Annotated in this window: 10 protein-coding genes; 4 read left to right on the top strand and 6 right to left on the bottom strand. The window is 46.1% G+C overall.

Features of this window, described 5'->3' with window-relative positions:
• Nucleotides 1-183: 183 nt before the first annotated feature.
• Both DXB58_RS16345 and DXB58_RS16340 read left to right on the top strand, forming a co-directional pair.
• On the top strand, nucleotides 184-1,248 hold the full coding sequence (locus tag DXB58_RS16345) for a Lin1244/Lin1753 domain-containing protein (RefSeq protein WP_122137562.1): 1,065 nt from the start codon (nucleotides 184-186) through the stop codon (nucleotides 1,246-1,248).
• A gap of 199 nt (nucleotides 1,249-1,447) precedes the next feature.
• Nucleotides 1,448-3,253, top strand: a complete 1,806-nt coding sequence (locus DXB58_RS16340) for a bifunctional DNA primase/helicase (protein ID WP_122137546.1) — start codon at nucleotides 1,448-1,450, stop codon at nucleotides 3,251-3,253.
• A 98-nt stretch (nucleotides 3,254-3,351) separates the two neighbouring features.
• Here the strand turns inward: DXB58_RS16340 and DXB58_RS16335 are convergent, their stop codons facing one another.
• The gene (locus tag DXB58_RS16335; protein WP_004311607.1) at nucleotides 3,352-3,609 is read right to left on the bottom strand and encodes a DUF4248 domain-containing protein; all 258 of its coding nucleotides are present in this window, start codon (nucleotides 3,607-3,609) and stop codon (nucleotides 3,352-3,354) included.
• Between the two features lie 281 nt (nucleotides 3,610-3,890).
• Between DXB58_RS16335 and DXB58_RS16330 the strand changes: the two genes are divergently transcribed.
• Both DXB58_RS16330 and DXB58_RS16325 read left to right on the top strand, forming a co-directional pair.
• Complete coding sequence (locus tag DXB58_RS16330) at nucleotides 3,891-4,427, top strand: DNA-binding protein (RefSeq protein WP_122137545.1); 537 nt, start codon at nucleotides 3,891-3,893, stop codon at nucleotides 4,425-4,427.
• 212 nt (nucleotides 4,428-4,639) lie between these two features.
• Nucleotides 4,640-5,086: an N-acetylmuramoyl-L-alanine amidase gene (locus DXB58_RS16325; RefSeq protein WP_122137544.1), complete on the top strand. Its 447-nt coding sequence runs from the start codon at nucleotides 4,640-4,642 to the stop codon at nucleotides 5,084-5,086.
• A 103-nt stretch (nucleotides 5,087-5,189) separates the two neighbouring features.
• Here DXB58_RS16325 and DXB58_RS16320 read toward each other — a convergent pair whose 3' ends face one another.
• From DXB58_RS16320 to DXB58_RS16300, 5 genes are read right to left on the bottom strand one after another with little or no spacing between them, the layout of a single operon-like run.
• Entirely contained in the window at nucleotides 5,190-6,308 is a 1,119-nt protein-coding gene (locus DXB58_RS16320) for a glycosyltransferase family 1 protein (protein WP_122137543.1), read from the bottom strand.
• A 26-nt stretch (nucleotides 6,309-6,334) separates the two neighbouring features.
• Nucleotides 6,335-7,528: a glycosyltransferase family 2 protein gene (locus DXB58_RS16315; RefSeq protein ID WP_122137542.1), complete on the bottom strand. Its 1,194-nt coding sequence runs from the start codon at nucleotides 7,526-7,528 to the stop codon at nucleotides 6,335-6,337.
• Between the two features lie 14 nt (nucleotides 7,529-7,542).
• Complete coding sequence (locus DXB58_RS16310; protein ID WP_122137541.1) at nucleotides 7,543-8,460, bottom strand: glycosyltransferase family 2 protein; 918 nt, start codon at nucleotides 8,458-8,460, stop codon at nucleotides 7,543-7,545.
• Complete coding sequence (locus DXB58_RS16305) at nucleotides 8,457-9,767, bottom strand: O-antigen ligase (protein ID WP_122137540.1); 1,311 nt, start codon at nucleotides 9,765-9,767, stop codon at nucleotides 8,457-8,459. Before DXB58_RS16305 ends, DXB58_RS16310 begins: the two co-directional genes overlap by 4 nt.
• Nucleotides 9,757-11,982, bottom strand: a complete 2,226-nt coding sequence (locus tag DXB58_RS16300) for a hypothetical protein (RefSeq protein ID WP_122137539.1) — start codon at nucleotides 11,980-11,982, stop codon at nucleotides 9,757-9,759. Before DXB58_RS16300 ends, DXB58_RS16305 begins: the two co-directional genes overlap by 11 nt.
• Between the last annotated feature and the right edge of the window lie 10 nt (nucleotides 11,983-11,992).

The following is an 11,992-nucleotide window of genomic DNA, read 5'->3' as shown; positions in this document are numbered from 1 at the left end:
TTCAACTGATGTGTAATTACGATGCTTTTCCATTTATTTTATTGCTTTATGTTAAATATGTTGCAAATATCCGATAAAAAAGAATACGTTGTCTCGCAAAAATGCGAGATATGTAATAAAAAAGTTTCCACACCTTTGCAGTCGGATTTTTTTATGTTGAATTTTAGATACTTAGCTATTATAATGAAGAAAGACCAATATTTTAATTTGGAGGTAAATTTATTGAATGACGATAATATTGCCGTTATGATGTCGGAGTTGGATGCTGCGGAAGCGATCGGAATTTATATGATGTTGTTGCTGCATCTCCGAACAAAAGATGATTATGAATCATCCTGTCAGCCCTTTTTGCTAAAGGCGTTTGCCCGGCGTTATGATGTGGACCCGGAAATACTGAAACGGGTGTTGTATGAATTCAATCTTTTCGAGGTGGATGAAGAACGGAAAACGTTTCGTTCTCCCTATCTCGACAGGGTGATGAAAAGGCTCGAAGAAAAGTGGAGATTGAATGCTGAAAACGGTAAAAAAGGAGGTCGGCCGAAGAAGTCTGTCCGAAGCGCTGAAACGCCCGCTGGCAAGGGGCAAAAACCGAACGAAACCCAAGAGAGGAGAGTAGAAGAGAACAAGGGTATTTCTTCTGTTGTAAACAACAGCAGCAATACCGGTGCGATACCGCAGGTTGCTGCTGTTGGTGCTGGTGGTGGAAATGGAAGTTCTCCGGTGGCTTCTGCTATCGTTGCTGCCGGGGTGGAGATTCGTCCGTCGACTCCTGCGATTACCGGAGGCGGTATGCGGATTCGTCCGATAGATGAAGAGAGTCAACGTCCGTTGCAGCCCGTAGAATCTTGGGAAAACTTGGTCGACCAACTTGCTGCCTCCGAATCCTACATGGAACTGGCAGGCCAACACTCCGGTCTGGGACGCCTTTTTCTCGATCATCGGCCGCAAATCATCAGGCTGTTCAAAGATCATATACGTCTTTATGGCAAGACTGCCGAACTACTTTTTCTGGAAGATGTGAGACGGTATTTCTCTAATTATATTGCTGCCGGATCTACCAGTTGCCGTGTGTTGCGTGAAGCATTGGTGGCAGGAATGAGAGAGAAAAACGACCGGAATGACGGCCGTTTTGAAGACAGGGTTAATGGGCAACGGACCTATCTGGGGCATCCCATTCCGAATGACGCGCCACCACGACCGGATGCGTCGGCAGTATGGGATGATGTGAAAAAGAAATGGGGACATTGAGCCCGCACTTCATTTGCATTGTGCCCGTACCTCGTCCTATCTGTACCCACGTCTTACTGATATGATGCCCGCACCTCACCGATGTTTAGCCCACTCTCCGGACTTGATAAGCCCGTGGGTGATGAAATTTAATTCCCGAATGGCGCTATTGCACTTTTTCGGTCAACCGTTTGAAACAATTTGAAAAAGAAAGAAAATTATGAGAAATTTTGCCAGTTATGATGTCGACATTCGCGGAAAATCGAGCGGTGTCCTCAAGACGATTTGTAAAAAATGTCTTCCTACCCGGAAGAACAAGCGCGACCGTTCGCTGCGTGTCAACGTCGACACGGGACATTGCCACTGTTACCATTGTGGAGCCGATTTCTACGTCCCCGATGAGATTGTTGAACGCGAAAAGGCCGAACGTGCGGCAGCTCGCAAACGTCGTGCGGCAGCCATTCCGCAGCATTTCCAGCGTCCTGTGTTCGATGCCTCGAAAACCACACTTTCCGAAGACATGGAGCGTTGGCTGGTGGAGACGCGTTGCATCCCTCAATCCGTCATAGCCGCATTGCGCATCACCGAGCAGGAAGAATTTATGCCACAATCCGGCAAAAAGGAACGTTGCATCTGCTTCAACTACTTTGAGGGGGAGCAACTGATAAACACTAAATTTCGCGCTCTCCCCAAACTTTTCAAAATGGTGCAGGGGGCCGAACTGATTCCCTACAACATCGATTCCATCGTAGGGCAAACCTCCTGCATCATCCACGAGGGCGAACTGGATGCTGCTTCTTCCATCGCCGCGGGATTTAAAAGCGTCATCTCCGTGCCAGCCGGAGCCAACTCGAACCTCTCCTGGCTCGACCGCTTTATGGAAACTCATTTCGAGGACTTGAAAGAAATCATCATCGCCGTAGATGCCGACTCTGCCGGGCTCAAGCTACGTGATGAACTCATCAACCGTCTGGGAGCCGAGCGTTGCCGGGTGGTCACCTATGGGCCGGAGTGCAAGGATGCCAATGAGCATCTCTGTAAATATGGAATCCAAAGTCTCCGCATTGCCATCGAACAAGCGGCAGAAGTGCCTCTTGAGGGAATTTTCACCGCTGCCGATTTGCATGCCGATCTGCGTGCTCTTTTCGACAACGGTTTCGGTCCCGGTGCTGATACGGGTTGGGAAGCGATGGATAATATCTGTACCTACGAGCGCCGTCGTCTCCTTATTGTGACCGGAGTGCCCGGTGATGGAAAATCCGAATGGATTGATGAGCTGGTATTGCGTCTCTGTCTGCGTCATCAATGGAAGATTGCTTTCTTCAGTCCGGAAAATAACCCTGTTGTCTATCATCTCCGAAAACTGATAGAGAAACTTACCGGCCGTCGTTTTCAGAATGGTTGTGGCATGACGGAGGGGCTTTTGATACGTTCGGAGGAATATCTGACTGAAAACGTTTCTCACATTTCTTTGAATGGCAATGTGACGCCCGACCGTGTGCTTGCCAAAGCTCGTGAACTGGTTGTCCGCCGGGGATGTCGTATCATTGTGCTCGACCCGCTCAACCGTTTCGACCACAATCCTCTGCCGGGGCAAACGGAAACGCAGTATCTTTCTAATTTACTGAATAAATTCTCGGAATTTGCAACGCAATATAACTGTCTGGTGGTGGTCGTTGCCCATCCCCGCAAAATGAACCGCAACCTCGTAACGAACACGACTCCCCGTGTGGAAATGTATGACATCAGCGGTTCTGCCGATTTTTACAACAAAGCCGACTACGGAATCGTAGTGGAACGGGACAAGGATGCGGGCGTCACCCGTGTGTATGTCGATAAAGTGAAATTCAAACATCTGGGCACGGGCGGAGTAGCCAGCTTTATCTACGACCCCGTGAACGGGCGTTACCTGCCTTGCCAAGAATCACACGATCCCGCCGTCCCTGTGGAAAAACGTATCTCCAACACGGTGTGCGACAGTTCCTGCTGGCTACCGGAAAAAGATTTACTAGGTGATAAATGGTAAATGATAGATGATAGGTGATAGATGATAGTTGATAGATGATAGGTGATAGATGATAGTTCTGCCATCTATCATTTATCACCTATCACCTATCAACTAATTTAAGGTTCTTGGAGTACTTCGACGATGAGTCTTACTTGTGCGGGAGTGTAGTATCTGCTACGTGGATTCATGCCGGTGGCTAGGAGTCGTTCTTTTAATCCGGGTGCAGCTTCAATCCATTCGTTGAATCGGTCTACTGCGCTTTGTTGCAGGATATTGGGGAGGTACAACAGGGCGAGTTCGCCTTTCCCGTAGGTGCGGTATTGGAATGTTTTTTCTTCTTCTTGTTCGGGGAGAATCTTGTTTTTTGTTTTCATTTATAGTTGTGCTTTTGGGTTACTTTATTTGAAGTAAAGTTACTCATTTTTAGTGGGATAGGCAAATTTTTGAGAGCAGATGTTCAAACTATTGGAGAATGGATTATTGAAAACTAGGGAATAAGCCTACATATTCCGGTATAATTCGGTATAATCAGTTTTAATCCGGCATAAGCCGGTGTAGTCCGTTGTAATCCGGCGGTCGCTGTTCTGTTGTCGTATCTTTGTTTCACTAACAGAAAGGGAGAATGTACTTCTTTTCGTAGAAACAATTTTAAAATATGGCAACAGTCACAGTTGTGCGCTACAAGCGCAGAAAACGAATCGGTGATGAGAAATCGCCGATGGTATTTGCCCTCAAACCCAAGTCGGGTGAGGCGAAAATCTATTCCATTGAGTTATTGGCACGAGAAATCGAAACGATTGGTTCGCTTTCGGTGGAAGACGTGTCGCACGTTATGAAATCCTTTGTCCGTGCGATGAAGAAAGTCCTGGTAGCAGGTAATAAAGTGAAAGTGGATGGGTTGGGTATCTTTTACACCACGCTGACCTGTCCCGGTGTGGAAGCGGAAAAGGATTGTAGTGTGAGAAATATCACTCGTGTCAATCTTCGTTTCAAAGTCGATAATTCCTTGCGGCTTGCCAATGATAGCACGGCAACCACTCGTGGCGGGGAGAATAATATGATTTTTGAATTGCTTACGGACAAGAAGAATGCCGCAGGGGGAACTGGCGGCGGTTCCGATGATTCCGGCAAGGGGGATAGCGGCTCCGGTGATAGCGGAGGTAGCGGAGAAGCTCCGGACCCGGCCGCTTAATAATTCTTTGCGGTGATATACCATCTTCAGGCATAGACAATGTGCTTTTCGGGAAGTTTGTGCACGACTTTCCGGAAAGGTTGAAAAAAACGTGAATAATAACCAGTAAAATGCAAAAACAATGATTGACAAAATCTTAGAAGTTGTATTGGAAGTGCTGTTTTTCTTTCGCAGAAAGAGAAAAGCGAAAAGAGTGAAAGGACAGGTTGATGATGAGGAAGATTAACCTGATTGTGATCCACTGTTCCGCCACAAGGGCGGACAGGGATTTCACTGAAGACGATTTGGAAGTCTGCCATCGTCGGCGTGGTTTCAACGGGACGGGTTATCATTTTTATATCCGCAAAAATGGAGATATAAAGACCACCCGTGAGATTGAACGAATCGGTGCGCACGCAAAAGGACACAACCAGAACAGTATTGGCATCTGTTATGAGGGCGGACTTGACTGCCACGGTCATCCTGCCGATACCCGTACCGAATGGCAGGTTCATTCAATGCACGTACTGATTCTTACGCTTTTGCGTGATTATCCCGGCTGCCGGGTGTGCGGACATCGGGATTTGAGTCCCGATCTGAATGGAAACGGAGAGATTGAACCCGAAGAATGGATTAAGGCATGTCCGTGTTTCGAGGTGAAAGCCGAGTGGGATGGTTAGATAAAATCACCTTCGCTACAACTATCTGTGGCGAAGGTGATTTCGTTAAAAAGGGAAGTTTTGACACATTCTCTTTTTGATTTAGTTATTGCTTTTTGGTATTTTACTTGGCAAATTCTTTATATATTTTTAGCAGCGATTCTGCCGTATTCCGCCATGAAAACAACTGGCTACGTTGTATGCCATATTCCACTTGTTGCTGATAGAGTGTCTGGTCATTTTCCAGTTGCAGTATTTTTTTTGTAATATCATTGGGGTTGAACGGATCTGCCAGTAAAGCTCCCTCGCCTGCAATTTCGGGCATGGCTGATGTGTTTCCCGCAATGATGGGCGTTCCGCAAGCCATTGCCTCCAGCATCGGGATCCCGAAACTCTCGCGAAGCGATGGATAAAGGAATGCGAATGCACCACAATAGAGTGCCGCAAGATCAGTATTCGCAATGTATCCCGGAGCGTGGATATAACTCTTGATTTCTGTAATATTTTCTTCTTCCAATATCCGGTCGATAACATCTCCCTTGAGGTCGGCAATGAGCAATGGCAACTTTTGGGTGGACTGTTTCAGATAGTCGCTATATGCTTTCAGCACTCTGGGAGTGTTCTTCTTAGGGTCGGTGTTTCCCAGAAAAAATAGATAATTGTCTGCATCAATATATTTTCGGGTGATCTCCGGAGCTTTGGGTTGTACATGGAAATGACTATTGAAACCGTTGTACACGGCTACTAATTGTTCTTCCGGCAGATGCAGCACGTCAAGGATTCGTTCACGCTCAAATTGCGAGACAGTGATAATTTTCTCGCAGTTGGCCAATACGCGTGGTACTACCATTCGTCGATAAAACCATCCCATTTCCTGATACCAGGTGAAGCTGGAAGAATGACGCTTTTCTAAATAAATAATGTCGTGTAGTGTTAGTATTAATGGTACGGGACATTGCAATGGGGCAGTATTGCTTGTGCAGTGCAATAAATCGGGCATGATTTTTTTTACTGCGCGTGGAAGAGCCACTTGTTCCCAAAGGGGGTAAGTGGGGCATTTTAGTTCGATAATATGCACATTTTCCGATTCTTCCAAGCATCTGTCTTCACCAGGAGTAACGAAGATGAAATATTCGTTCTCATGGTCTATTTTTTGCAATTCCCGGATACTTTCAAGAGCAACGAAATCCATTCCGTGTTTATTAGTGCGGAAAATTCGTTGGGCTTCAATAGCGATTTTCATTGTTGTTTTCTTGTTATGTTTGATTTCTATTTATGATGTTCACCATGTTCCGTATGGATGAACTTTTTATTGGCTCCTTTCAATTTAAATAAATTACCGATCATAGTAACAGCCAGCATAGGCATTTTGGTGATTGCTTTCCCTACCTGTTTGGTAAATAGTCTGCCGCCCGGTACGGGTAGCATCATGGCCGCTACTTGTGCAGCCGACAATATCCACCATTTGATGGCTATCATCCATTCGTTGCTGCCATTGCATAGGCTCAATATAAGGCCGATAACGGTAAAGACAAAGGTCAAGCCGAATACTCCTGCCAACTGAATCAATCGTGGCGGAAGCATCCATTGGCATATCTTGTCGCAGTAATCGAAATTTCCTTGTAAAAATGCTTTGGGTAGGTGAGGTAGCGAAGCACGGAGTGCACCGAATTGGGCAGCTATCCAGCGTTTGCGCTGGTTGCTGATGGCCTCTTTCTTTTGCGTTTTCTCGTCGAACACAAGCAGGTCGGGCAGATAAACGGTATAGATACGCTGTTGCAGGAGCATGGCTTCCAATTCTTTGTCTTCACCTGCTGTCTGGAGATATTTCACGTTCTGATGAAACCATTCTGCTTCGAATGCCATTCCCGAACCGGATAGTCCGGCAGAAAGTCCTACTGCGTTGTGTCCGCTGCGGAAGAATCCATTGTTTATTTCTTCGCTGGCGCTGTCGAGCACGGAAATGTCTGTGTTCAGATTCTTTCCTGTACGGTGTGCCTGTACGGATTTTATGCCACTGTCAAAAACACGGTTGATGGTAGACAGGAAATCGGGCGTGGTCATGTTGTCGGCATCCATGATAGCTACAATGTCGTATGCATTGGTATCAATGGAGTCCATGGCCATTGCCAGTGCTTTGGCTTTCGAACTTTCCTTGTAATTTGCCATCAACAGGCGGATGGGAAGGGCTGCCAGAGCGTCATTTGTTTCCGGTCGCATCTGATCGGAAATGACTATGACCTCATAGAGTTCCTTCGGATAATCCTGTTCAAGAAAACTCTGTATGGAAGCAACAATCACGCGGTCTTCCTTGTAGGCGGGAAAGAGCACGACGATGCGTCGGAGCGTACGGGCTTCGGGATATTGGGGAGCCCGGTAAAACTTGGAGGCAATAGCGTATAGCAATAGGTAGCATACGCAAAACACCAGGGGAATGTAGAGAATCCAGTCAATAATGTTCATAGTATCTAGAGTTTTTATGCGTTCTTATTGTTATTATCTGATGAAGACATGAATAGCCCTGTGCAGACTCCATAGTAGGTGGCACAAAACAGGTCGAAACGGCCTTTGAAGGCGAATGACAGACTGTTTTTGCCGGCTGCAATGGTGCTCTGGTAAAGTACGGACATCAATCGTTCTATGCCTTTCATATTACGGCGGGCATAGAGCAGGCGATTTCGTGTCAGGAAATAGGTGCGTAGTTTGCTTAGTTGGCCGGTGCTTTGGCTTTCTTTATGAAAAACAGTGCAACGCGGTTCGTACCATAGCTCGTAACCGGCACGGGTCATGCTTGTGCTCCAGTCGAGTTCTTCGTAATAAAGGAAGAAGATTTCCGGCATCATTCCGATTTTTTCGATCACTTCGCGTTTGATAATCATGGCTGCCCCGTGTAGATAGGGGGTAGGATGGGGGGTATCGTAGCTTCCGTCGTCGGGACAGTCGAAACCCAGCATATTGTTGCGCAATGTTATCTTTGTCAGCGGGGTGAATCCTGCAAACTGTATGTGTTGCGGCGGAAAGGCGAAACGTATTTTAGGAGACACGCCTCCGATTTCCGGACGACTTTCCAATCGTTCCACCAGGTAGGCGATTTCATCGGATTCGATATAGGTATCGTTATTGATAAGGAAAATGTATTTGCCTTTTGCTGCACGGATGCCAATGTTGTTGCCACCGGAAAAACCTCCGTTCTCATTGCTGCGGATGCTGATAACCGTTGGGTATAATTCGTGTATTTTGGCTGCTTCATCTTCGCGTGAAGCATTGTCTACCACTATGATTTCATAGCTCACAGACTTCAGCTTTTTGTGCAGTGATTCTATCAGTTCACAGGTGTCTTTGAACCCGTTGTAACAGATGGTAATAAATGATATGTCGGGACTACTGTTTGTCATTCTTGTTCGTTGATTTCGTTATTAGATAGCTGCCGTTCTTTTTCTTCACTGATACGCTTGTCGATATGTGGAGCTGCAAAACAGAGTGCAAAGCCTATGTATACGGGCAACTGGTTGGGATACTGCATAATGTCGTTGACATAAGTGGCAATAAAAAACCCGGCATCCATACAGAGCCATGCCGCGACAAGTCCACGCAGACCTTTATTGCGTACTTTAAACATGAGTATCCAGGAGCACCAGGCAAAGAGAATACCGTGTATGGAAAGGTAGAGTATCAGTCCCACAATTCCCGTTTCCACCCATACGCTGACTAGCCAGGAGTCGGGAGGGTAGGGCATCTGCTCTCGCGAATTGAAGTTGCCGGCCTTGGAGAGTCCAATGCCGTAGCCTAACGGTTTCTTTGCCATCAATTCTTTCATCCTTTGCCGGTTTTCGACACGCACCTGATAGGAGGCGTCTTCGGACGGATGGAAAGAGGAGCGCATTTTGTGGATGTATTGGTTTCCGCTTCCGATATTGGTGTAACTGAAAAACACGAAAACACTGATAGATATGAATATACCTGCCAATAACGCTTTCCAGTTTTTGGCAATGACGGTTATCATCAACATTCCTCCCATGATGACTCCCATAGCTGCACGGGTTCCCGAAATACCCATTCCGTAAAGTCCCCCGACGGCGATGCAGAGGAAGTAGATGCGTAGCCATTTGGACTCCACAAAAAAGGCGGAGATGGCAAAGACCACAGCGGACATGGCAGCGTGTACTCCGTAGTTTGCTGCGTCGGAGAAGCAGGAAAAATAACGGATGCCCGACCAGATGATGTGTGTACGCCATCCGCCCAGCACGTGCAGGAAATAGAGGTCTTTGGAGCTGAAACCATAGTTTTTTTGCCAGTAGCCTTTTATCGTAAAGACGAGGACGAATACCGACCAGATGATTAATAGCAGCTCGATGTCTTTTTTAGTGCGGACGACAAGCGGAACAACGAAGGCGCATATTAAAGGTATCAGCGCGTAAGGGGTAAGGTTGATGTTCCATGCTGCCAGCACGTTATTGGGATTCAGAATTTCAAGAAGATAGAAGCACAACCAGGCTGTGAACATATAGGTCATGACGTTTTGACCTGCTTTCCAGTTGGTTTGCTCATCATTGCTAAGTTGTATCAAACAGATAGTGGTAAATAACAAGATAATTACCATGGAGAATAATCCTACCTTGACATTTACCAACATACCTGCTGCCACCAACACAAATTGTAAAGCAAGCAGGATATGGAAAGTTACTATCTTATTATTCGTCATCGTCTTCTTCTTCAGTCTCTTTTGCTTTTCTGCTTAGATTGAATTTGATTTTTTCTGTAAGTGACAATTGGCTGAAACGATAGCTGGCTCTACGCAATAAGGTGTATGGCGGAAGTTGTCCTGTGAAGTCTTCCACTGCTTCACGCTTGGCGTTGGTCAGGCACACACGGAACGGAACATCGTTTTTACCCATTTGTGCCATGAGTTGTTCGCAAAGTTGTTTGTCGATGGTTTTCCATCCGCGGTCTGCCGGACTGACCAGAATGTTGGCATTAGCGTCGTTCAACAGTGCAGTCGGGATATTGCTCGACGACAATGGCGGATAGGCAACGATCAGTATGTCTTCTCCTTGCAGGGTGTAAAAATCGGTAATGTTTTTTGCAAGCAGATATTGAGTAGAATCTGTGTTGAAATCTTCTCCATACGTGATGAATCTCGTATTTAACATCCGGCTTTGCATATATCCGCAGATCAGATTTCCAACGATGTCCTCACCGGAGTTTTCGCTGGTACTGAACAGGTTGATGATAAACACGCCGGGTGACTTCCGCTTCGTCAGGAAGCGGAGTAGGGAGTTGCTCAACTCTTTGATAGAAAGTTGGACGTAGGTTTTAGTAAGTCCGCCATAACGGGAGGAAGAGGGGCTGGGGACGGCTCCTATTACCTTAAATCCGGTTACTCGTTTGGTTCGGTTTGCATCACGCAACGTTCTGTCAAGAATCTCGATTAATAATAATAGGGCGATGATTATCAGGAAACTACCTATGCAGGCGGCAATAATAATCTGCTTGCGGTTGGTCGAGTTGGACGCAATCGGATAGGTAGGTTCATTGAGCACTTTCAATGTCGCAGAAGTCATTTCCAGATTTTTCTTTCTCAACAGGGCTTCGTTGTAGCTCTGCAATACGGTCAGGTAGCTGCGTTCCGTGAAGTTGATGGAGCGTTCTTTTTGCTTGATGGTGGTACCCACAGGGGCAAAAAATACGTAACGGTCGTTCAATTCCTGACGGGCATTTTGCACAATTAGTAGTTCGGCCTTAGCTTTTTCAAACAACAGAGTTTGTTCCAGCCATTGGTCGATGATATTGGTCCGGCTAGCGCCTTCTTTGGTGTATTTATGACTTACGTAGGAAGTGGTTAAATCATTCAATTCTTGTTTAAGTTCGCTCAATCGTTTTTTGTCACCTGTCAGTGATCCGGCATCTTTTTGCTTGGAGTCGCTCATCGCTTCCACTTCCGAGATTTTGCTGGTGATATTGGATGCTTCTCTTAATTTGTCCACAAATTCCATATTCTTGAGCACTTGCTTGGCATTGCTGTCCATGTGCTTTTCCAGTTCTTCGAGCATCGACTTGGTACTGTTGTATGCAAAAAGCGCATCTTGTTCCCGCAGCTCGAATTCTTTACTGATGGCCGCGATTTCTTTCGTTTCATCAAGGTAGTTGATGATACGTTTTTCTACGTTGTATTTAGTTAGGTCTTCTTCTTCCAAATTGAGTTTTTTGCCGATGCGCTTCAACTCTTCCTCAAAGTATTTGATGACTTTGTCGGTCTCTCCGTAACGGATACGGCGGTATTCTTCCACAAATTCGTCCATCAGGATACTTACCGTGTTGTAGGCTATGCCGGGATCGCCGGAAGTATAGCTGATGTCTAGCAAATCACTCGTGAGCCGACGTTGCACTTTGATGTTTTTCAAAGCGTTGTAGCTGTAGAAGGGGTGATTGTAGTAGAACATTTCATAGATGTAGTTACCTTTTTTCGGACGCATATATGCTTCAAGATTGGCAACTGTTTTATCTTCGCTCGATTTGTCGATCAGCTTTAATATTTCCGGTCCATTCGGACTGTTTTTTAAGTGGTTGTAGGTGTAATTGTAGCTGGATGGGGTGATTCCGTCATTGTCGTTATCCGGATTTCCCTGAATAAGTACGCGGGCAAATAATCGCAGGAATACTCTTTTCAGAGTGCTCTCGGCTTGCATGATACTAATCAGGTTGTCCATCGAATTTTGTACTGTCGCCCAGTCTGTGCGTTTATCGCTCTCCAAGTTATATCCCGAAGCTACTCCGGTATAAAGTGTTGCTTTCACGTCGTATCCACCCCGCATATGGCGTGTGTAGTAGAAAACGAGTAGTGTAAAGATAGCAGTCCCTACCAATATCAGCCAGCGGTGGCGAAAGAGGGTCCGTATGATAGAAATGATGAAGTTCATATTTTATTCT

The sequence above is a fragment of the Bacteroides sp. OM05-10AA genome, assembly GCF_003439055.1.
In the GTDB taxonomy this organism is placed as follows: Bacteria; Bacteroidota; Bacteroidia; order Bacteroidales; family Bacteroidaceae; genus Bacteroides; species Bacteroides intestinigallinarum.
The sequence above is the reverse complement of the archived record's forward strand: the minus strand, read 5'-3'. Positions and strand labels throughout refer to the sequence as shown.

Bases quoted from the DNA above. Each gene is read 5' to 3' on its own strand.
- DXB58_RS16310 (WP_122137541.1), bottom strand. From the start codon at position 8,460: ATGACAAACAGTAGTCCCGACATATCATTTATTACCATCTGTTACAAC.
- DXB58_RS16300 (WP_122137539.1), bottom strand. From the start codon at position 11,982: ATGAACTTCATCATTTCTATCATACGGACCCTCTTTCGCCACCGCTGG.
- DXB58_RS16330 (WP_122137545.1), top strand. From the start codon at position 3,891: ATGGCAACAGTCACAGTTGTGCGCTACAAGCGCAGAAAACGAATCGGT.
- DXB58_RS16320 (WP_122137543.1), bottom strand. From the start codon at position 6,308: ATGAAAATCGCTATTGAAGCCCAACGAATTTTCCGCACTAATAAACAC.
- DXB58_RS16340 (WP_122137546.1), top strand. From the start codon at position 1,448: ATGAGAAATTTTGCCAGTTATGATGTCGACATTCGCGGAAAATCGAGC.
- DXB58_RS16315 (WP_122137542.1), bottom strand. From the start codon at position 7,528: ATGAACATTATTGACTGGATTCTCTACATTCCCCTGGTGTTTTGCGTA.
- DXB58_RS16305 (WP_122137540.1), bottom strand. From the start codon at position 9,767: ATGACGAATAATAAGATAGTAACTTTCCATATCCTGCTTGCTTTACAA.
- DXB58_RS16345 (WP_122137562.1), top strand. From the start codon at position 184: ATGAAGAAAGACCAATATTTTAATTTGGAGGTAAATTTATTGAATGAC.
- DXB58_RS16335 (WP_004311607.1), bottom strand. From the start codon at position 3,609: ATGAAAACAAAAAACAAGATTCTCCCCGAACAAGAAGAAGAAAAAACA.
- DXB58_RS16325 (WP_122137544.1), top strand. From the start codon at position 4,640: ATGAGGAAGATTAACCTGATTGTGATCCACTGTTCCGCCACAAGGGCG.